At 73.1% G+C, this 20,657-nt stretch carries 19 protein-coding genes; 9 read left to right on the forward strand and 10 right to left on the reverse strand.

Annotation, left to right across the window (positions count from 1 at the left end; genetic code table 11):
• The coding region (locus ABZ484_RS26420) for a maltotransferase domain-containing protein (protein ID WP_358868409.1) at positions 1–689 on the reverse strand (689 nt) is incomplete at its 3' end.
• Positions 690–949: 260 nt separating this feature from the next.
• Positions 950–1,255, reverse strand: a complete 306-nt coding sequence (locus ABZ484_RS26425) for a DUF5133 domain-containing protein (protein WP_358868410.1) — start codon at positions 1,253–1,255, stop codon at positions 950–952.
• A 358-nt stretch (positions 1,256–1,613) separates the two neighbouring features.
• Between ABZ484_RS26425 and ABZ484_RS26430 the strand changes: the two genes are divergently transcribed.
• Positions 1,614–2,141, forward strand: a complete 528-nt coding sequence (locus ABZ484_RS26430) for a pep a2 (RefSeq protein ID WP_358868411.1) — start codon at positions 1,614–1,616, stop codon at positions 2,139–2,141.
• On the forward strand, positions 2,138–4,288 hold the full coding sequence (gene glgX, locus ABZ484_RS26435) for a glycogen debranching protein GlgX (protein WP_358868412.1): 2,151 nt from the start codon (positions 2,138–2,140) through the stop codon (positions 4,286–4,288). The genes ABZ484_RS26430 and glgX overlap by 4 nt, the downstream gene beginning before the upstream one ends.
• A 25-nt stretch (positions 4,289–4,313) precedes the next feature.
• Here the strand turns inward: glgX and ABZ484_RS26440 are convergent, their stop codons facing one another.
• Both ABZ484_RS26440 and ABZ484_RS26445 read right to left on the reverse strand, forming a co-directional pair.
• Entirely contained in the window at positions 4,314–5,123 is an 810-nt protein-coding gene (locus ABZ484_RS26440; RefSeq protein ID WP_358868413.1) for a VOC family protein, read from the reverse strand.
• A 191-nt stretch (positions 5,124–5,314) separates the two neighbouring features.
• Positions 5,315–6,106 carry a SigB/SigF/SigG family RNA polymerase sigma factor gene (locus tag ABZ484_RS26445; protein ID WP_358868414.1) on the reverse strand — a complete coding sequence of 264 codons (792 nt, stop codon included), beginning with the start codon at positions 6,104–6,106 and terminating at the stop codon, positions 5,315–5,317.
• A gap of 376 nt (positions 6,107–6,482) precedes the next feature.
• Between ABZ484_RS26445 and ABZ484_RS26450 the strand changes: the two genes are divergently transcribed.
• The 4 genes from ABZ484_RS26450 (at position 6,483) to ABZ484_RS26465 (ending at position 9,378) form a co-directional block, all read left to right on the forward strand.
• Positions 6,483–6,938 carry a MarR family transcriptional regulator gene (locus ABZ484_RS26450; RefSeq protein WP_358868446.1) on the forward strand — a complete coding sequence of 152 codons (456 nt, stop codon included), beginning with the start codon at positions 6,483–6,485 and terminating at the stop codon, positions 6,936–6,938.
• The gene (locus tag ABZ484_RS26455) at positions 6,935–7,813 is read left to right on the forward strand and encodes an ATP-binding cassette domain-containing protein (RefSeq protein ID WP_358868415.1); all 879 of its coding nucleotides are present in this window, start codon (positions 6,935–6,937) and stop codon (positions 7,811–7,813) included. The genes ABZ484_RS26450 and ABZ484_RS26455 overlap by 4 nt, the downstream gene beginning before the upstream one ends.
• Positions 7,773–8,633: an ABC transporter permease gene (locus ABZ484_RS26460; protein ID WP_358868416.1), complete on the forward strand. Its 861-nt coding sequence runs from the start codon at positions 7,773–7,775 to the stop codon at positions 8,631–8,633. Before ABZ484_RS26455 ends, ABZ484_RS26460 begins: the two co-directional genes overlap by 41 nt.
• Positions 8,634–8,847: 214 nt before the next feature.
• Positions 8,848–9,378 carry a hypothetical protein gene (locus ABZ484_RS26465; RefSeq protein ID WP_358868417.1) on the forward strand — a complete coding sequence of 177 codons (531 nt, stop codon included), beginning with the start codon at positions 8,848–8,850 and terminating at the stop codon, positions 9,376–9,378.
• A gap of 84 nt (positions 9,379–9,462) precedes the next feature.
• Here the strand turns inward: ABZ484_RS26465 and hemC are convergent, their stop codons facing one another.
• Both hemC and ABZ484_RS26475 read right to left on the reverse strand, forming a co-directional pair.
• Complete coding sequence (gene hemC / locus ABZ484_RS26470) at positions 9,463–10,398, reverse strand: hydroxymethylbilane synthase (protein WP_358868418.1); 936 nt, start codon at positions 10,396–10,398, stop codon at positions 9,463–9,465.
• Positions 10,399–11,010: 612 nt separating this feature from the next.
• Positions 11,011–11,994 carry an ATP-dependent DNA ligase gene (locus tag ABZ484_RS26475; protein WP_358868419.1) on the reverse strand — a complete coding sequence of 328 codons (984 nt, stop codon included), beginning with the start codon at positions 11,992–11,994 and terminating at the stop codon, positions 11,011–11,013.
• Between the two features lie 215 nt (positions 11,995–12,209).
• On the opposite strand from ABZ484_RS26475, the gene ABZ484_RS26480 reads away from it, so the two are divergent.
• Entirely contained in the window at positions 12,210–12,590 is a 381-nt protein-coding gene (locus ABZ484_RS26480; RefSeq protein ID WP_358868420.1) for a MauE/DoxX family redox-associated membrane protein, read from the forward strand.
• Positions 12,591–12,621: 31 nt separating this feature from the next.
• Positions 12,622–14,961: a SpoIIE family protein phosphatase gene (locus tag ABZ484_RS26485; protein WP_358868421.1), complete on the forward strand. Its 2,340-nt coding sequence runs from the start codon at positions 12,622–12,624 to the stop codon at positions 14,959–14,961.
• A 64-nt stretch (positions 14,962–15,025) separates the two neighbouring features.
• On the opposite strand, the gene ABZ484_RS26490 is transcribed toward ABZ484_RS26485, so the two are convergent.
• A complete protein-coding gene (locus tag ABZ484_RS26490) occupies positions 15,026–15,640 on the reverse strand; it encodes a DNA polymerase ligase N-terminal domain-containing protein (protein WP_358868422.1) in 615 nt (204 codons plus the stop codon).
• A 117-nt stretch (positions 15,641–15,757) separates the two neighbouring features.
• The gene (locus ABZ484_RS26495; RefSeq protein WP_358868423.1) at positions 15,758–16,588 is read right to left on the reverse strand and encodes an aldo/keto reductase; all 831 of its coding nucleotides are present in this window, start codon (positions 16,586–16,588) and stop codon (positions 15,758–15,760) included.
• A 282-nt stretch (positions 16,589–16,870) separates the two neighbouring features.
• On the opposite strand from ABZ484_RS26495, the gene ABZ484_RS26500 reads away from it, so the two are divergent.
• Complete coding sequence (locus tag ABZ484_RS26500; protein WP_358868424.1) at positions 16,871–17,863, forward strand: TauD/TfdA family dioxygenase; 993 nt, start codon at positions 16,871–16,873, stop codon at positions 17,861–17,863.
• Positions 17,864–17,878: 15 nt separating this feature from the next.
• Here the strand turns inward: ABZ484_RS26500 and ABZ484_RS26505 are convergent, their stop codons facing one another.
• Positions 17,879–19,381 carry a metallophosphoesterase gene (locus ABZ484_RS26505; protein WP_358868425.1) on the reverse strand — a complete coding sequence of 501 codons (1,503 nt, stop codon included), beginning with the start codon at positions 19,379–19,381 and terminating at the stop codon, positions 17,879–17,881.
• Positions 19,382–19,568: 187 nt separating this feature from the next.
• Positions 19,569–20,189, reverse strand: coding sequence for an L-threonylcarbamoyladenylate synthase (locus tag ABZ484_RS26510; protein ID WP_358868426.1), 621 nt, complete (start codon positions 20,187–20,189; stop codon positions 19,569–19,571).
• Positions 20,190–20,657: the final 468 nt, after the last annotated feature.

A 20,657-nucleotide genomic window follows, 5' to 3' on the forward strand; every position in this document is an offset into this window, starting at 1 on the left:
CGGGCGGCGGTGGTGAAGGTGCCGTGCGGCTGCTCGGGCGTGCCCTCGGAGCGGGGGAAGAACTCGTACCAGGCGCCGTACAGGGCCCGCTCCCGCTCCACCAGCAGCGGCATCGCGTCGGAGGCGGTGACCAGCTCCCGCAGCGGATACCGGGCCAGCATCGCGTCCACCTCCGGCGTCAACGCCGCCGCCAGCCGCGTCATGACCTGAAGCGAGTCGTCGCCCACCACCTCGGCGGCGGCCAGCACCGTGTCGCGCTCCGGTCCCTGCGGGACCCCGGCCGCGGCACGCTCGAGGAGCGCGGTGCCCTCCTCCAGCACCAGCCCGGCGTCGATGCCGGCCGGCACCTTGATACAGGCGGTGTGCCGCCAGGTGGCGACCGGATCGCTCCAGGCCTCCACGTGATACGTCCAGCGCCCGGGCGCGTCCGGGGTGACCTCGGCTCCCCAGCGGTCGCTGCCCGGCGCCAGCTCGCGCATCGGCGTCCAGGGACCCGGACGGCCCTCCGGATCGGTGAGTACCGCGTTGGCGGCCACGGCGTCATGGCCCTCGCGGAACACGGTGGCGGTGACCTGGAACGACTCGCCGGTCACCGCCTTGGCCGGACGACGGCCGTACTCCACGGCCGGGCGGACGTCCCGCACCGGAATGCGGCCGGGGACCGTGGTCGAACTCGGGGTCGAACTCATGGTGTCACCTCCACCGTGCTTGAGGCCGGGCTCGCGCCCGGCCGGGAACCGCGTCTTCTCGGCATGTCCTTCTCGGCGCCCTCCCCGGCATGTCCTGCCCGGGGAGGGCATGCGGGGGCGTGGCTCCACGCACCCGGGGGCTCGGTGACCCGGTGGGCTCGTGACCCGGCGGATTTCGAGTCCCGGCGGATTTCGAATCTCGGTTGGCCTCGCGTCCTGGTGGGCCTCGCGTCCTGGTGGGCTCTGCGTCCCGGTGGGCTCTATGCCCCGGCGGGCGAACGCCTCTTCTTCGCCGTGCGCCGGTTGCGCCGTGTGACGACACCGACGTGCGGCCGGCCGCTGCTCTGCTCACGCAGATAGGTGACGAGGTTGGTGCGCAGATAGCGCTCCGCGGCGTCCGCGGCCTCCCGTGCGCAGCGCTTGCCCATCAGCACGCACAGGGTGTAGCCCGAATCCTCGAAGGTGGCCCGCACCCTGCGGTCGTCGGGGGACGCGAGCATCGCGCGTTCCCACGCCCGGTAGTGCCGCAGATGCCGTGCGACTTCGGCCTTGGCGGGTAGCAGCATGGCGCCGTTCACCTTTCGGATGCGCTCGATGGGCACGTTTCCCCGACGGTCGGGGCGGTGACCGCGCCCGCGGAGGCACGGGTCCCGTTCACGGCGCTCGAGACTTTCACTCATGGTGCACGTTCAACGACCCACCGTCCTGTTGGATCTTCAACCAGCGTGTTTCGCCTGATCGCCGCGGTCCTGGCCAGAGCGCCCGACGCCTCCTCGCCGACCGCTCGGGTTGCACGAATGGCGTAGCGCGCTCAGTGTGGGATCTGACTCAGAGGCAACACGTGCTCACGCTTCGTACTCGGGGGCTGAGCCCGACACAGGGGCCTTGAGCAAGCGCGAGCCTCGCCGTGAGGAGCCAACGACGATGAAGACCGCAGTGCCCTGCTACTACCACCTCGACGTGGAAGTCAGCCCGGAACGGGTCGGACAGGTCAGGCGCATCCTGGCCGCTCACCTCCGCTTCTGGGACCTGGAGGACCTCGTCGAACCCGTGTGCGGGGGAGCCGAGATGCTGCTGAAGGCCATCGACGAGCACGCCCGCGACAAGCACACGTCCATCGAGATGTGGTGGACCGGCCAGCACCTCATCACCGCCGTCGGGGAGAACAACCACGACCTGCGCCCGGACCAGGACCTGCGCAGCTGCCTGGCCCGCATCGCGGCGACGAGCGACGGCTGGGGCTGCTGCGCCTCCGAGACCGGCAGCAAGGTCATCTGGTTCTCGCAGCGGGCCCGCGCCGGGGTGCGTGTCCCGCTGGTCCCGAGGGCTCCCGAGCCGACCCTGCGCGAGGGCCTGAAGACGCCCCGTGCCATGCCGGTCGCCGCGCTGGCCTCTCCGCCGAGCGGCCCGGAGGACATCCTGGAGGCGGCCGTCCTGGAGGAGGCCCGGTGACCGCGCGCGGGCGCCATAAAGGGGTACCCGTTCCCGTGTGGAGCGGGTACCCCTACCCGCTGGGCGCCGCCTACGACGGCGAGGGCACCAACTTCGCGCTGTTCAGCGAGGTCGCCGAACACGTCGAACTCGTCCTCGTGGACGAGGCCGGCACCCATCGCCACGTCCCGCTGACCGAGGCCGACGGCTTCGTGTGGCACGGCTATCTGCCCGGCGTCGGGCCCGGGCAGCGCTACGGCTACCGGGTGCACGGGCCTTGGCACCCGGCGGCCGGCCACCGCTGCAACCCGAGAAAGCTGCTCCTGGACCCCTACGCCAGGGCGGTGGACGGGCAGATCGACAACCACCCCTCCCTGTACGAGCGCGCCCCGCACGGCCCCGATCCGGCCGACAGCGCCGGGCACACCATGCTCGGCGTGGTCACCGACCCCGCCTTCGACTGGGGCGACGACCGCCCGCCGCGGCGGGCGTACTCCGACACCGTGATCTACGAGGCGCATGTGCGCGGCCTGACCCGCACCCACCCCGACGTGCCGCCCGAACTGCGCGGCACCTACGCCGGGTTGGCGCACCCGGCGGTGATCGAGCACCTGACCTCGCTGGGCGTGACGGCCGTCGAACTGATGCCGGTGCACCAGTTCGTCCACGACGGTGTGCTCCAGGGCCGGGGCCTTGCCAACTACTGGGGCTACAACACCATCGGCTTCTTCGCGCCGCACAACGGCTACGCCGCCCGCGGCACCCGCGGCGAGCAGGTCGCCGAGTTCAAGTCGATGGTCAGGGCGCTGCACGCGGCCGGCCTCGAGGTGATCCTCGACGTCGTCTACAACCACACCGCCGAGGGCAACGAGAAGGGCCCCACCCTGTCCTTCCGCGGCATCGACAACGCCTCCTACTACCGCCTCGTCGACGGCGACTGGGCGCACTACTACGACACCACCGGCACCGGCAACAGCCTCCTGATGCGCCACCCCTACGTACTCCAGCTGATCATGGACTCGCTGCGGTACTGGGTCACCGAGATGCACGTCGACGGCTTCCGCTTCGACCTGGCGGCCACCCTGGCCCGGCAGTTCCACGAGGTGGACCGGCTGTCGGCGTTCTTCGACCTGATCCAGCAGGACCCGGTGATCAGCCGGGTGAAGCTGATCGCCGAGCCGTGGGACGTCGGCGAGGGCGGCTACCAGGTGGGAAACTTCCCGCCGCTGTGGTCGGAGTGGAACGGCCTGTACCGGGACGCGGTACGGGACTTCTGGCGCGGCGAGGAGCACACGCTCGGCGACTTCGCCTCCCGTCTGACGGGCTCCGCGGACCTGTACGCCCACAACCGCCGCCGGCCGCGCGCCAGCGTCAACTTCGTGACCGCGCACGACGGTTTCACCCTGCGCGACCTGGTGTCGTACAACGACAAGCACAACGAGGCCAACGGCGAGGGCAACCGGGACGGGGAGAGCGCCAACCGGTCCTGGAACTGCGGCGCCGAGGGGGAGACCAAGGACCCGGCGATCCTCGCCCTGCGCGCCCGCCAGCAGCGCAACCTGCTGGCCACGCTGCTGCTCTCCCAGGGCATCCCGATGCTCTGCCACGGCGACGAGCTGGGTCGCACCCAGCGTGGCAACAACAACGCCTACTGCCAGGACAACGAGGTCTCCTGGATCGACTGGCGGCCGACCGCCGCGCAGCGGGAGCTCGCGGACTTCACGCGGTACGTCATCGCCCTGCGCGCCGCCCATCCCGTGCTGCGCCGCCGCCGCTTCTTCCAGGGCGAGACGGCGACCCGCGACGACCAGCCGCTGCCGGACCTGGTGTGGATGCTCCCGGACGGCCGCGAGATGACCGAGGAGGACTGGCTGCGCTCCGACGCGCACTCGGTGATGGTCTTCCTCAACGGCGACGCCATCGCCGAGCCCGACCGCAAGGGCCGGCGCGTGGTGGACGACTCGTTCCTGCTGCTGCTCAACGGCTACTGGGAAGCGGTCGACTTCCGTCTGCCGGGCCCCGCCTACGGCGAGCGCTGGACCACGGTCCTCGACACGGCAGAACCCCACGGTCCCCCGGACGAGGCCGAGCACAAGCCGGCCGGTGACCTCCTGGTGGAGTCCCGCAGCCTGGTCCTGCTGTCCCGGCCGCCGAGGACGGCACGCTGAAGGTCCGGGTCTCCTCGCGGCCGGTTCAGATCTCCCGGCGCGAGGTCACCGTGAACTGGGCGCCGTCCGCGTCGCGCAGCACGGCCTCCTCGGCGCCCTCGCGCAGGACGCTGCCGCCGTGGCACTCGGCGGCCCGTACGCAGGCGGCCACGTCCGCCACCCGGAAGTGGATCTGCCAGTGCGGGCGGATCGTGGGGTCGGGGGCCGCCTCCAGCGCCCCCGACTCGATGCGGGCCACCACCTCGCCGTGGCTGCGCAGCACGACCTCCTCGCCCTCGTACCGGACCTGGCAGCAGCCGGGCCGGTCCGAGGCCCAGTCCAGGACCTCGCCGTAGAACATGGCGGCGTCGAACGCGTCACGCGTGTGCAGCCGGATGAAGGCGGGCGCGGCCTTGCGCCACGTCTCCCAGTCGGTGAACAGCTCGCCCTCCCAGATCCCGAAGGTCGCGCCGTCCCGGTCGGCCAGCAGGGCGGCCCGCCCGGGCGGCAGCGAGATCGGACCGACCGCCGCCGTACCGCCGCGCTCCTGCACCCGTGAGACGGCGTCGTCGGCGCTGGGCACGGCGAAGTACGGGGTCCAGGCCACCGCCATCTGCCACATGGAGGCCACGGCCGCGATCCCCGCGACCGGCGCACCGTCGGCGAGCGCGATCCGGAAGTGTTCACCGAGCTTGGCCGTCGAGCGCCAGTCCCAGCCCAGCACGGCGTGGTAGAAGTTCTCGGTGGCCTCCAGGTCGCGGCTGGTCAGGCTGACCCAGCAGGGCGCGCCGCACACCGAGTGGGTGGAGAGGACGCCGGTCTCGGGGTGGCTGGAGGGTGTCGCGTCGTGGTTCATCGCACGTCCTGGTTTTCGTCGACCGGTGGCCACCGGTCTCACACCAGTGTCCGACGGGAACGCCCTGGGGCGCCTGCCGAGTACCCTCCCGATGCCGCCGAAACGGTGCCCGGCCCGCACCGGTCACCCGACCGGACGCTCGAGCGGGGCGTCAGCCGGGCGAACGGCCGGGGTGACCGGGGCGCCGGCGTTCAGAGCGTCTCGGCGAGCAACTCCTCGCGCAGCTGGGCGAAGCAGCCGCTGAGCAGCCGTGAGACGTGCATCTGCGAGATCCCGAGCTGCTGTGCGATCCGGCTCTGTGTCATGCCCCGGAAGAAGCGCAGGTAGAGGATCATGCGCTCGCGTTCGGGCAGCGCCTCCAGACACGGTTTGACGGCCACCCGGTCCACCACGAGGTCGTAGCGCGGGTCGGCCTCGCCCAGGCCGTCGCCGAGCGCGTAGCCCTCGGTGCCCGGCACCTCCGCCTCCAGGGAGAGCGCGGCGAAGCAGTCCAGGGCCTCCATGCCGGTGTGCACGTCGCTCACGCTCAGATGGGTGTACTCGGCGATCTCGGCGACGGTCGGTGCCCGGCCCGGAGTGGTCTGCGCCAGCTCCTTCGCCGCGCGCCGCACCCGGTTGCGCAGGTCCTGGACCCGGCGCGGCACGTGCAGCGTCCACATGTGGTCGCGGAAGTGCCGCTTGATCTCCCCGGTCACGGTCGGCACGGCGTACGCCTCGAACGCGTAGCCGCGCGCCGGATCGTAGTGGTCGACGGCCTTGACCAGGCCGAGCGCCGCCACCTGGTACAGATCCTCCAGGGCCTCGCCGCGCCCGCGGAACCGGACGGCGATCCGCTCGGCCATCGGCAGCCACACCTGGACCAGTTCGTCCCGGAGCGCCTTGCGCTCGGGGCCGTCCGGCAGTCGCGCGAGCCGATCGAACGCCGCCGCGGTGTCGGGGGCGTCGTCGTGCGGATGAGACTTCGTTCTGCCGGTGGTACGCATACGCTGCGCCTCCCTCAGCAGGTGCTCGATGGACGGACACCGCGGGAGGCGCGGGGCTCGGACCTGGGGGACAGACATCGGGGCCCGGCGCGCCGGCTCCCACGGACGTGCCTCCTGTCCGAAGCACTGAAATGCGGATTCCCGATGTCGGCGATTCTGAAACAATTCCGGAATTCGGTGACGGTGCGCGACCGGATGATTCTGAATCGTAGAGCGATGGGTTCCGGAAATGCTGTCGCGGTGAATATTGGGAATTTCAGTGACCGCGTGTGATCCGGCGTGAATCCCGCGGTCGCGCCGTCTTGACCGTCTCTTGGGGCACTTACCTCTGTCACAGAGGTAATCTGCCGTCGTGGAAGCGGAGACCGACACCGAAGTGGAGCCGGAGGCCTACGCGGAGGAGCTGGCCGACGCGCTCGTCGGCGTCCTGCGGCCGATCCGGCGCCGGCTGCGCGCCGGGCTGACCGTGCCGCGGCTGCGCGGCGCCGAGGTGGAACTGCTGCGCCTGGTCGAGGCGCGCCCCGGCATCGGTGTCTCGGAGGCCGCCAAGGAGCTGCACCTGGCGGGCAACTCCGTGTCGACACTGGTCAACCGGCTGGTCCGGGACGGGCAACTGGTCCGTGAGACGGACCCCGCCGACCGGCGGGCCGCCCGGCTGCGGCTCACCGAGGCCGCCGGGACCCGACTGCGCGACTGGCGCGAGCGCCGGGCGGCCCTGGTCCGCCGCCAGGTCGACCGGCTCGACCAGGCCGACCGGGACGCCCTGCGCGCCGCGATCCCCGCCCTGCGCAGGCTGGCCGACAACCTGCGTGAGGAGGCCGACCGACCATGACGAAGGACACCGCCGAGGCCGCCGCCGAGCGGGCCGCGGCCGACGACGCGGTCACCTGCACCGGACTCGCCCACGCCTTCGGCGGCACCAAGGCCGTCGACGGCCTGGACCTGGCCGTGGGCGAGGGAGAGGTGTTCGGGCTGCTCGGGCCCAACGGGGCCGGGAAGACCACGGCGATCCGCTGCATCACCACGCTGCTGCCGGTCCCCGCCGGCATGGTCCGCGTCTTCGGCCACGACCCCGCCCGCGACCGGATGGCCGTACGCCGCCTGCTGGGCTACGTCCCCCAGCAGCTGTCCGCCGACGCCGCCCTCACCGGCCGGGAGAACGTCACCCTGTTCGCCCGTGTCTTCGACGTCCCGCGCCGCGAACGCGCCGCCCGGGTCGCCCAGGCCCTGGCCGCCGTGGACCTGACCGACGCGGCCGACCGGCTGGCCAAGACGTACTCCGGCGGCATGGTCCGCCGCCTGGAACTGGCCCAGGCCCTGGTCAGCGCGCCCCGCCTGCTGATCCTCGACGAGCCCACCATCGGCCTCGACCCCATCGCCCGCACCGGAGTGTGGGAGCACATCAACGCCGTCCGCGCCGCCACCGGCATGACGGTCCTGGTCACCACGCACTACATGGACGAGGCCGACCAGTACTGCGACCGGGTCGGCCTGATGCACCGCGGCCGGATCCGGGCCCTGGGCACGCCCGCCGAACTGCGGCACGGGCTCGGCGAACGGCGCCGCGCCCAGGGCGCTCCGGCCACCGATCCGCCGCCCACGCTCGAGGACGTCTTCCGTGACGTGGCCGGCAGCGGCCTCGACGACACCTCAGGAGATTTCCGCGATGTCCGAAGCACCCGCCGCACCGCCCACCGTCTCGGCTGAGCCGGCCGGTCAGAGCGGCATCGGCCTCCTCGTGCGGCCCCCGCGGCCCCGCGCGGGCTGGCGGCTGCTGCCCGCCCGCGTCGGCGCCATGTGCGCGGTGGAGCTCCAGAAGCTGCGCCACGACCGCACCGAGCTCTACACCCGCGCGGTCCAGCCGGCGCTCTGGCTGCTGATCTTCGGTCAGACCTTCACCCGCATCCGGGCGATCCCCACCGGCGGGATCCCCTACATCGACTTCATGGCGCCCGGCATCATCGCCCAGTCCGCCATGTTCATCGCCATCTTCTACGGCATCCAGATCATCTGGGAGCGGGACGCGGGCGTCCTCAACAAGCTCCTGGTGACCCCGACCCCACGCTCGGCCCTGGTCACCGGCAAGGCGTTCGCGGCCGGCGTGAAGTCGCTGATCCAGGCGATCGTCGTGATCGTCATCGCCGCCCTGCTGGGGGTGGCGCTGACCTGGAACCCGCTGCGGCTGCTCGGCGTGGCCGCCGCCGTGATCCTCGGCTCGGCGTTCTTCTCGTGCCTGTCGATGACCATCGCCGGGATCGTGCTCAGCCGCGACCGGCTGATGGGCATCGGACAGGCGATCACGATGCCGCTGTTCTTCGGCTCCAACGCGCTGTATCCCGTGGCCGTCATGCCGGGCTGGCTCCAGGCCGTCAGCAAGGCCAACCCGCTCAGCTACCAGGTCGACGCGCTGCGCGGGCTGCTGCTCGGCACCTCCGCGCATCTCGCCCTCGACTTCGCCGTCCTCGTGGCGGCCGCCGCGCTCGGCATCACCGCGGCCTCCGGGCTGCTCGGCCGGCTCGCCCGCTGACGCGGGGCTCACCCATCCGTCGGGCGGCCGTACGGCGTGATGTGCGGCACGCCCGCGGCGGCGGCCGGAAGGGCCGAATCGGAGGTTTCTCCAGCACACGGCTTGATCAGCGATCAATTGCCGGCGAATTCCCAGGCCACGCCGCATTCGGCACATTTGACAGTGTGCTCGGCGCACAGATAGGAAGCAGCTCTTGGTAGTCGAGAGGTGCATTGTGTACGAGCCGAACGTGGTCGGGGACTGGCAGGAGTACGACGGGCATGCCGGTCTGCGCGTCCGCGTCCACCGCCTGGAGCCGGCCGAACCGCCGCGCGGGCGTGACGACGCGGCCGAAGGGCTGACGTACTTCCGTATCCGCGTCACCGTCGAGAACCGCGGCACGCGCAGCTTCGGCGTCCACCTGGAGGACGGCCAGATCGACGTGCGGCTCGGCCCCGACGGGGAGGGCGCGTTCGTCGACTGGCGCAACTCGCAGTTCATCGAGGGCTACGACGTCTACCCGCTGCGCCGGGTCACCGCCGTGCTGTACGCGGCGGGCCCGGAGTCGTCCCTGTCCCAGGTCGACGTCCAGGTCCAGCTGCGCGTCGACGAGGAGTGGACCGACCGGCGGATGTGGACCGGCGGCATCGGTGCGCACGAGGAGTCCGTCGCGGCGGGCGCGGCCTGCGCGGGCGCCCAGGGCGGGCTGGTGCACCAGATCAGCAACTTCCTGCGCGACCAGGCCGAACCGGGCACCGCCGGCTGACACGGCCCGGCCCCGCCCCGGCGCCGCGCGGCGATGCCGGGTCGGTGCCGGGCCGGACCAGGCGCCCGGGTCGCCGCGGTCGCCTCAGTGCGGGATGCCGTCGATGATCTCGCGGGCGCCCTGGCGCAGCAGGGCCACGGCGACCGAGGTGCCGAGCGTGGCGGCGTCCAGGCGGCCCGCCCACTCGTGGGCGTTCAGCCGGGTCTTGCCGTCGGGAGTGAACACGCACGCCCGCAGCGACAGCTCACCGCCGCCGTCGACCTGCGCGTACCCGGCGATCGGGCTGTTGCAGTGCCCCTGGAGCACGTGCAGGAACATGCGCTCCACGGTGGCGACGCGGTAGGTGTCGGTGTCGCCGAGGGCGCTGACGGTCTCGATCAGCTCGGTGTCCCCCTCGCGGCACTGAAGGGCGAGGATGCCCGCGCCGATCGGCGGCATCATCGTCTCCGGGGACAGCACCTCGCTGATCACGTCCTGACGTCCGATGCGCTCCAGACCGGACACGGCCAGCAGCAGGGCGTCCGCCTCCCCGGCGGCGAGCTTCTCCAGCCGACGGTTGGCGTTGCCGCGGAACGGGACGCACGTGAGGTGCGGGTGGGTGGCGGCCAGCTGAGCGATACGGCGCACCGCGGACGTACCGATCCTCGTGCCGGGCGGAAGCTCGTCGAGGGTGAGGCCGCCGGGGTGCACCAGGGCGTCGCGGATGTCGTCCCGCTTCAGGAACGCGGCGAACGTGGTGCCCGCGGGCAGGGGCCGGTCGGCGGGCACGTCCTTCAGGCAGTGCACCGCGAGATCCGCCTCCCCGGCCAGCAGCGCGGCGTCGACCTCCTTGGTGAAGGCCCCCTTGCCCTCGACCTTGGCCAGCTCACCCAGCCACTTGTCGCCGGTGGTCTTCACCGGCACCACCTCGGTGCGCACACCGGGGTACAGGGCGGCCAACTCGGCACGGACACGCTCCACCTGAGCCAACGCCATCGGCGAGTCCCGGGAGACGACACGGATCATTTCAGGCACGGCCATGCGGCACACGATAGACCTTCCACGGACCCCTCAGGTCACCGGACGCCGCGCACGACAGCACCCGAGGGCAGGCGGGCGGGCGGGACCGCCGGGTACGGCGCCCGACGTCGCCGACGTCGCCGAGGCCGCCGTTCGGCCGTGATCGCCCGGCACGACGCACACCGGTGCCCGCGTGCTAGGTGCCCGTACACCGGTCGTGCGGCGCCTCCGGTCGTGCGGTGCCTCCGGTGGTGCGGTGCCTCCGGTGGTGCGGTGCCTCCGGTGGTGCGGTGCCTCCGGTCGTGTGGCGCCTCTGGTGGTGCGGTGCCTCCGGTGGTGCGGTGCCTCCGGTCGTGTGGCGCCTCTGGTGGTGCGGTGCCTCCGGTCGTGTGGCGCCTCCGGTCGTGCGGTGCCTCCGGTCGTGCGGCGCCTCCGGTGGTGCGGCGCCTCCGGCCGGCGGTACCCCGGCCGTGTGGCGCCCCGGTCGGTGGGCGCGCGGCCCGGGCGCGGCACAGGGCACGGGGCGTGGCCGGCCAGGATGGCCCGGTACGGCGGGTCCCGGCCGGCTTGATCGGCGAGACACCCCCGGTGGCCGGTCCGGAGGCACAGCGCCCTCGCCTCCGCACGGCGCCGCTACCTCAGCGGGTCGTCCGGCAGGTCCGCCGCCGACTGCTCGGGGGTGAGGTCCGGGCGGAGTCGCAGCCAGGAGGGCTGGCGCAGCATGCCCGCGCGGGTGCGGACGCTGTAGCGGACCTCGCCGACCAGGCGGGGCAGCACCCAGTGGGCGCCGCGCGCGGCCGGTACGGGGTCGAAGGGGCAGACGTCGGTCGCCAGGTCCGCGAGCAGCGCGGCGAGCTCGGAGCGCTCGGCCTCGCTCCAGCCCGTGCCCACGCTGCCGACGTACCGCAGTCTCCCGCCCCCGCGCTGGCCCACCAGCACGGCGCCCGGCAGCCCGGTCAGCCGTCCCTTGCCGGGCAGCCAGCCGCCCACCACGACGTCCTCGCTGCGCATGTTGCGGATCTTGATCCAGGCCCGGGAGCGCACCCCCGGCTCGTACACCGAGTCCAGCCGTTTGCAGACCAGGCCCTCCAGACCGTGCTCCCGGGTGGCGGCCAGGGCCTGGGCGCCGTGGCCGAAGACGGCGCCGGGCGTCGACCAGTAGGGTCCGTCGAGACCGAGCGCCTCCAGCCGCTCGCGGCGCTCGACGTAGGGCAGCCGGATCAGCGGCTCGGGGCCCAGGTACAGCACGTCGAACAGCACCGCGTGCACGGGGATCCGCGCCGCCCGGCGTGCCGCCAGGCCGGGGGCGTGGGCCAGGCCCATGCGGCCCTGGAGCAGCTGGAAGCTGGCACGGCCCGCCTCGTCCAGCGCCAGGATCTCGCCGTCCAGGATCGCGGGCGTGGTGCCCAGGGCCCGGCCCAGCGGGCGCAGCTCGGGATAGGCGGCCGTGATCTCCTCGCCGGAGCGGGCCCGCAGCAGCAGTGAGCCGTCACCGGGCAGATACGCCACCATGCGCTGGCCGTCCTGCTTCGTCTCGTACGCCCAGCGCGCGTCCTGCGCGGGGGAGGGCAGCGAACCGGGCGTGGCGAGCATGGGCGGGATCAGCGGCAGGGTCACGGCTGAGGTGTCGACGAACCGGCCCGCCGTCAAGCGCCCTCCGGTTCACTTTCCCCTGAACGGGGGCTGCGGGGGACAGGGCGGACAAAGCGGAGGAGGAAAGCGGAGGCGGAAAGCGGGGGAGGAGACGTGCGCCCCTCACATACCTACCGTTCAGTAGTATCGCATACCTACCGTCCAGTATGATCGCGCGGCAGACCCTCGGAGGAGGAACCGTGCCCCGGTCCGAACGCTCACCCCTGCTGCTGGCCGGCCTGCTGGCCACGGCGGGTGTCGCCCACTTCGCCTCTCCCCGGCAGTTCGACGCGACCATCCCGCGCGCCCTGCCGGGCCGCCCCCGCACCTGGACCTACGCCAGCGGCGCCGCCGAACTCGCGCTGGCCGCGGGCCTGGCGCTGCCCCGGACCCGTAGGGCCGCGGCACTGGCCACCGCCGCCTTCTTCGTCGGCGTCTTCCCCGCCAACGTGCAGATGGCCGTGGACTGGCGGCACCGGCCCGCCCCGCAGAAGGCGGCGGCCGTCGGACGCCTGCCCCTGCAACTGCCCCTCGTGCTGTGGGCCCGAGGGGTCGCCAGGACCGCCGACCGCCGCGCTTGATGTGGTGTGACAACCGCCTCATTCTGAGGATATGGAGCAGGTCTCCGCCACGGCCGTGGTCGACGCCCACGGCATCGTGACGGGCTGGAGCGAAGGTGCCCGGCGGCTGACCGGATACCCGGCCGAGGAAGCGGTCGGGCGGCCGGTGCGCGCCCTGCTCGCCGAGGAGCCGCCGCCCGGGGCCCCGACCGCGCTCTCGGGCCCCGCCGTCCTGCGTCACCGGGACGGCTCCACTGTGACGACCACGCTACGGGCCTGCCCGGTGCTCGGCGCGGACGGCCGGCCGGACGGCTTCGTGGTGACCGCCGGACCCGAGACCCCGCCCGGGCACGACCTGGCCGGGCAGGCGTTCCAGCAGGCCTCCGTGTCGATGTCGGTCTTCGACACCCGGCAGCACTACCTGCGGCTGAACGAGATGGCCTGCCGGGTGATGGGCGTGCCCGAGGAGACCCTGCTCGGCCGGCCCTACCTGGACAGCGTGGCGGACACCGCGCCCAACCGGGGTTTCCTGGAGCATCTGCGCCAGGTCGCCGAGACCGGCCGCCCGGCCCGCTACGAGAGCTTCACGAGCGCCCCCGCCCTGGACCGGGAACAGGCCTGGACGATCGAGATGTGGCCCGTGCGCGACGCCCGCGGAACACTGACCGGGGTCGCCCTGGCGGCCCTCGACAGCAGCGACCAGTACTGGGCCCGGCGCCGCCTCGCCCTGCTGAACGAGGCGGCGGCCGGCATCGGCACCACCCTCGACGTGGTGCGCACCGCCGAGGAACTGGTGGAGCTCCTCGTGCCGCAGTTCGCCGACTTCGCCATGGTGGACCTCCTCGAGTGGGTCCTCGGTGCGGAGGAACCGCCGGACGCGCAGGCCGACGAGATCGTGCTGCGCCGGGTCGCCCACAGCTCCGTCACCCGCGGCACACCGGAGGCGGCCGTACGCCTGGGCGAGAGCGACGTGCGCCCTCCCGGCTCGGCCGCCGCACGGGCGATGGGGGCCGGGCGGGCGGTTCTCAGCCAGGCCGACCAGCCCGAGTTCGCCGGATGGATCACGGACCGCGACAGACGGGACCCCGCGGGGCGTTCCTACCGCAGGGGCGCCCACTCGATGATCACCGTGCCGCTGCGGGCCCGCGGCACCACCCTGGGCGTCGCCGTGGGCCTCAGGATCAGCCAGCCGGACGCCTACGCCGCCGACGACGCCGTGCTCGTGGAGGAACTCGCGAGCCGGGCCGCCGTCTGCATCGACAACGCCCGGCGCTTCGCCCGCGAGCGTTCCACCGCGCTCGCCCTGCAGCACAGCCTGCTGCCGCGCGGGCTGACCGGCCAGGCGGCGGTGGAGGTGGCCCACCGCTATCTGCCCTGCGGTTCACAGGCGGGCATCGGCGGCGACTGGTTCGACGTGATCCCGCTCTCCGGCAGCCGGGTCGCCCTGGTCGTCGGCGACGTGGTGGGCCACGGCATCCAGTCGTCGGCCACCATGGGACGTCTGCGCACGGCCGTACGGACCCTCGCCGACGTGGACCTGCCCCCGGACGAACTCCTCACCCACCTCGACGACCTGGTGGCCCACCTGGCCGACGAACAGGACGGCGGTGAGGTCCCCGAACTGGGCGCCACCTGCCTGTACGCCGTCTACGACCCCGTCTCGCGGCGCCTGACCCTGGCCACCGCCGGCCACCCGGCACCGGTCGTCGTGGCACCCGGCGGAGGCGCCGCGCCGGTCACCGTGGCCCCCGGGCCACCGCTCGGCGTCGGCGGCCTGCCCTTCGAGGCGACCGAGCTGCGGCTGCCCGAGGGCTCGGTCGTCGCCCTGTTCACCGACGGCCTCGTGGAGCACCGCGACCGCGACGTCGACCGCGCCACCGCCGAACTGTGCCGCGCCCTGTGCGTCCCCGCGGCATCGCTGGAGGACCTGGGCGACGAGGTGCTCAAGGCCGTCCTGCCGGAGGAGCCCGGCGACGACGTGGCCCTGCTCCTGGCCCGTACCCGCGCGCTCGGCGCGGACCAGATCGCCACCTGGGACGTCCCACCGGACCCGGCGCACGTGGCCGCCACCCGCCAGGCCGCCGCGGAGCAACTGGCCGCCTGGGGGCTGGAGGAGACCGCGTTCGTCACCGAACTGGTCGTCAGCGAACTGGTCACCAACGCCATCCGCTACGGCGAACCCCCCGTCCAGCTGCGGCTGATCCGCGACCAGGCGCTCATCTGCGAGGTCTCCGACGCCAGTTCCACCTCGCCGCACCTGCGCCGGGCCCACGCCTACGACGAAGGAGGCCGCGGCCTCCTCCTGGTCGCCCAGCTCACCCAGCGATGGGGCAGCCGCCCCACCGGACGCGGCAAGACCATCTGGTGCGAACAGCCACTGCCCTCCGGCTGACCGCACCGCGACGACCGGCGCCGAGGAGTCGCGGCGCCGGCGCCCGCGCCCGCCCGGCGCGGGATCAGCCCTCGCCGTCCTCCGCCGCGACCTGGGCCAGGGTGCGGCCGGTGCGTACCGAGCGGGCGCGGCGCGGGTCGGGGGTGCCGTGCCCGCTCATGCGGCCGCCGGCCTTCTTCACCAGCAGCCACGCCTCCTCCTCGGCGCCGTCCCGGCCGCCGCGGAAGCGGGTCAGCGCGTACTCGCCGTGCAGCTTCGCCCCGCGCAGCCGGAAGGTGGCGTGCCCGTGCTCAAGGGACTCGGCGAAGTCGACCGGCCGCCCCCTGCGGTCGTGGCTCAGCGGCTCGTACGTGCCCCGGTCCCAGACGATCACCGTGCCGCCGCCGTACTCGCCCTTCGGGATCACGCCCTCGAAGTCCTCGTACTCCAGCGGGTGGTCCTCCGTGGGCACCGCGAGGCGCTTGTCGTGCGGGTCGTCCGACGGCCCCTTGGGGACCGACCAGGACCTGAGCACGTCGTCGACCTGAAGCCGGAAGTCGAAGTGCATCCGGCGCGCGTCGTGGATCTGCACCACGAACCGCGGTCCGGCCCCGGCGGGCTCCCGCTGCCCCGAGGGCTCCCGGGTCCGCCCGAAGTCCCGCTTGCCGCGGTACTCCCGCAGCCGCTCCTCCGCCTCCACCTGAACCTCCTCCGCACGTCACCGGTGATCCGGGTACCCGCGGCGGGCGGAGCGACGCGGGAGGCCGGGAGACGGGCCGCGGGTACCCGGATGACCGCTCGGAACTCCTCGGTCCGCTCAGAACTCCTCGTGCGTCTCCGGGTCCCCGCCCAGGCGCCGCGGGACCTCGTGGGCGAGCGCGTCGAGCTGGTCGGGGGCGAGCTCGAAGCCGAAGAGGTCGAGGTTCTCCCGTTGCCGCCCCGGGTCCGCCGACTTCGGGATCGGGACCGCGCCGAGCTGGGTGTGCCAGCGCAGCACCGCCTGGCCGGGCGTCACACCGAGCGCCTGAGCGACCGCGACGACCGCCGGATCCTCCAGCAGCCCGGAACCGCGGCCCAGCGGGCTCCAGCTCTCGGTGAGGATGCCCTTGTCCGCGTGGAAGGCGCGCAGTTCCTCCTGCGGGAGGAGCGGGTGCAGCTCGATCTGGTTCACGGAGGGCAGGACCCCGGTCTCCTTCTCCAGCCGTTCGATGTGCCCGCGGGTGAAGTTGGAGACACCGATCGAGCGCACCAGGCCGTCCTCGCGCAGTCTGATCATGGCCTTCCAGGAGTCCACGTACTTCCCGACCCGGGGGAGCGGCCAGTGGATGAGATACAGGTCCACGTACTCCAGCCCGAGGCGGCGCCGGGACTCCTCGAAGGAGGCGAGGGTCTCCTCGTACCCGTGGTGCCGGCCGGGCAGCTTCGTCGTCACGACGATCTCCTCGCGGGGCACGTCGCCGCGGGCGAGAGCGCGGCCGACACCCGTCTCGTTGCGGTAGTTCGCCGCGGTGTCGACCAGCCGGTAGCCCAGCCCCAGGCCGTCCCGTACGGCCCGCTCGGCCTCGGCGTCGTTCATCGGCCAGGTGCCCAGACCGACCGCGGGGATCCGCGTGCCGTCGTTCAGGGTGTGTGCCGGGATGCTGATCACGTCGGAACCTTCCCGTTGGCGGTGGCGTACGGCCAGTATGGGCGGCGCCCGCCGCCCGGCGCCGCCGGCTCCGTCGCCGACAGGGTGAGGGCGTCGCCCGGCTCGCCGGTGTCTCGCACACCGCCGTCCCCTTCGTGTGCGACGGCCGGGCCGAGGGCGACCTCTCGCCCGCCACGCGACACGGTGGTACGGGAGTTCTCGGTGCAGCGGCGCCCTGTCGCAGCCCGCCGGAAAGCCTGTCACGATCTCTGTGGAACCTGACGGGCGACCATCGGAGCGCGGATGACGACGACAGGCACGGGCGGAGCGGGCGCACAGGACACCGAGGGATTCGACGGCATCGCGGGCATCGAGGTGAAGCCGGTCGCCGGGCACATCGGCGCCGAGATCACCGGAGTGGATCTCGCCGCGGACCTCGAGGACGCCGTGGTCGCGCGGATCCGGGCGGCGGTGCTGCGCTGGAAGGTGGTGTTCTTCCGCGGGCAGCGGCTGGACCACGCGGCCCACGTGGCGTTCGCCCGCCGCTTCGGCGAGCCCGTGGTGCTGCCGAGGCGGGGCGGCGCGTCACCGCCGGACGTTCCCGAGGTGGAGACGACCGCCGACCGGCTGGAGCTGGGCGGGCGGTTCGGGATGGACCACGAGGAGTGGCTCCAGCGGCGCCGGCACACACTGCTGCGCGGCTGGCACTGCGACCACGGCGCCCGCGTCGACCCGCCCGCCGCGACCGTGCTGCGCGCCGAGACCGTGCCGCCCTACGGCGGCGACACCACCTGGTCCAACCTGGCCGCCGCCTACGCGGGACTGTCGGCCCCGGTCCGCGCGTTCGTCGACGGGCTGCGCGCCGAACACCGGCTCGGGGTCGGCTACCAGCCCCGGCCCGGCGACGACGCGTACGTCCGTCATCTGCTGGACCGTCAGGTCGCCAGCGTGCACCCGCTGGTGCGCGTCCACCCGGAGACGGGGGAGCGGGTGCTGTTCGTCAACGGGTACTACGTCGAGCAGATCGAGGGCGTCTCCCGCGCGGAGAGCGCCGCGATCCTTCAGATGCTGCTGGAGCAGGCGGTCCGGCCCGAGTACACCGTCAGGTTCCGGTGGGAGCCGGGCAGCGTGGCCTTCTGGGACAACCGGGCCACCATCCACCTGGCGCCCGGCGACAACGCCCACCTCGGCTTCCCCCGGATCATGCACCGGGTGATGCTCTCGGGTGAGGTGCCGGTCGGGGTGGACGGAAAGGCGTCCGAGCCGATCACCGGAAGCGAGCCGGGCCGCTGGTGACGGACCGGGCGCCGCTCAGCGCAAGGTAATGGTCACCTCGTCCTCGACCGGCGGGTCGATCTCCTGGGCGAGGTTGCCGGTCGCGGCGAAGCAGCGCAGCCGGACCGCCTCCGGTGTGACGTCCAGACGCAGGAACGACTTGAAGAACGGCGGGCTGTACGTGGCCGAGCCGGGCGAGAACAGCCGGGTGTAGAGCTTGCGGACCGGCAGGCGGAGGCGGGCCCTGCGGTCCGGGCGCCGGCCGCTGCCCAGCAGGCTCGCGATCAGGCGCACCCGCCGGGTGACCCGTACGGGGCCGCTCTGCGCGCGGGTCAGGGGGATGCCGAGCCGTTCGGCGATGACGGCCATGCCCTCGGCCTCGTTGATCGTGAACAGGCGGGGCATGCGCAGCCGGCGGCCGTAGAGCCTGCTGTAGAAGGCGAGGGAGTCGCCGCGCAGCGGATAACAGCGGAAGTCGGACTCCGTGACGTTCCCGATCGACACGCGCGGGATCGTGTGGGTGGCGTGCATGAAGGCGCCGCCGCCACCGGAGACCACGTACTGGATGGTGCGGCCGTCCACGTCCACCGGGTAACGCTGGTAGTTGTGGATGTCGCCGCCTATCGCCGCCACGTAGTGGTGTTCCGGGGCGCGGACGATGTCGTCGACGGTGCCGCCGCCCTCTATCGCGCAGGGGTGGTGCTCGCCGTCCACGTACAGGGGTGAGCCGGTGACGAGGATCTTCGGCCGGGGCCCTCGGGACACCTCCCGCAGCCAGGCGCCCTGCTCGGCGTCGATGGTGCCGAGCAGGCCGGTGTCGATGCCGACGATCCGCACCGGCCCGGCGTCGATCGCCCAGTACGGGCCCGGCTGGACGGCCTGCTGCCCCGGCGCGGAACGCAGCTTCCGCGCGTCGGCCAGGCGCTGCTCGTCCGCCGGGCGCGGCCGGTGCCACAGCAGCGCGCGCCACCAGGCGCGGCTCAGCGGGCGGGGTCTCGGCTCCGGGGCGAGCGGGTGGGCGTCGTCGCAGAAGACCCGCATGAAGGCGCCGAGGTCCTCGTACCAGTCGTGGTTGCCCGGGACGGCGTAGATCGGCGCCGGATAGTCCCGGTAGGGCCGGAAGAACTTCGTGCCGTAGTCGTCCGTGCCGCCGACCGGATAGTTCACGTCGCTGGCGATCACGGCGAACGACGTGCCCTCGGAGGCCTTCAGGAAGCCGGGCACCACGGCGTACTGGGAGTCGTCGCCCTCGCCGGTGTCCCCGACGACCATGAAGGAGAAGCGATCCCCCTCCGTACGCCGGATCACCTTGTCCGCCGGGGCCCCGGACGCGGCCCGCTGGGCCACCCAGCGGCTCCGGGTACGGCCCGTGGGGTCCCCGAACCAGGACGCGACCACGCCGTTGCGCGCGGCCCACAGCGTCCGGGGGTTCAGCCAGGACAGCTTCTCGACCCGGGCGGGCATGAGCTCCCGGTAGGTGCCGCGCTCGGCTGCGCTCCAGCCGGCGCCTTCGACGGTATCGCGTGAGGAGTCAGACACGCGGTGCACCGTAACAACGCCGTGGCCGCGCCGAGGAAGGGGCCCCGCGATCAGCGCGTCCGCCGCCCGGGCCGAACTCCCCTGGCGCGGCGCCCCGCTGACGCTCCGTGACGTCCAGCACGGATCCGGGCAGGGGGCCGCCGCACCTCACCCGGCGCGCGCCCGCACCGGCCCCGGGGCCGTGGCCTCACTCGAACCGTGAGGTGTCGCCCGCTCCACGCCGGACGATCTCGGCCTCGCCGCCGGAGAAGTCGATGACCGTGGTCGGCTCGGTGCCGCAGTCGCCCGAGTCGACCACCGCGTCCAGCACATGGTCGAGCCGGTCCTTGATCTCCCAGCCCTGGGTCATCGGCTCGTCCTCGTCGGGCAGCAGCAGCGTGCTGGACAGCAGCGGCTCGCCGAGCTCCGCGAGCAGCGCCTGGGCGACGACGTGGTCGGGGATGCGTACCCCGACCGTCTTCTTCTTCGGGTGCTGCAGCATGCGCGGCACCTCACGCGTGGCGGGCAGGATGAAGGTGTAACTGCCGGGTGTGGTGGCCTTGATCGCGCGGAACACGTCGTTGTCGATGCGTACGAACTGGCCGAGCTGGGCGAAGTCCTGGCACACCAGCGTGAAGTGGTGCCGGTCGTCCAGCTGTCGGATCGCGCGGATCCGGTCGATGCCGTCGCGGCTGCCCAGCCGGCAGCCCAGGGCGTAACAGGAGTCGGTCGGATACGCGATCAACGCCCCTTCACGCACGCCGTCGGCGACCTGGCGGATGGCGCGTGGCTGGGGGTTGTCCGGGTGCACGTCGAAGTACTTCGCCATCCGCCGAGCTTATGCCGTACACCCGGCCGGCGCCGCGCAGACGGGGTGCCCAACCTCTCAGCGCGCCGCGCCCGCCCCGACCCGCATCCCGCGCCCGCGTTCCGCGTTCCGCATCCCGGGTCCCGCGCCCGCGCCCGCGTTCCGCATCCTGCGTCCCGCGCCCGCGTTCCGCATCCCGGGTCCCACGCCCGCGCCCGCGTTCCGCATCCTGCGTCCCGCGCCCGCGTTCCGCATCCCGGGTCCCACGCCCGCGCCCGCGTTCCGCATCCCGGGTCCCGCGCCCGCGCCCGCGTTCCGCGCCCGCGTCGCTCTCCGCGTCCCGTAGCCGCGTACGAGGCCCGGTGACGGGTGCGACGCGCCGGGTGACACGTGCCGGCCGGCCGGCGGGACGTGCGACACGCCGAAACGCCGTCAACTTCGCGTGCTTACACGGCTCGTACCGGGGAACCAGAGCTGTATACCGCTCGG

The sequence above is a fragment of the Streptomyces sp. NPDC006393 genome (assembly GCF_040628575.1).
Lineage (GTDB): Bacteria > Actinomycetota > Actinomycetes > Streptomycetales > Streptomycetaceae > Streptomyces.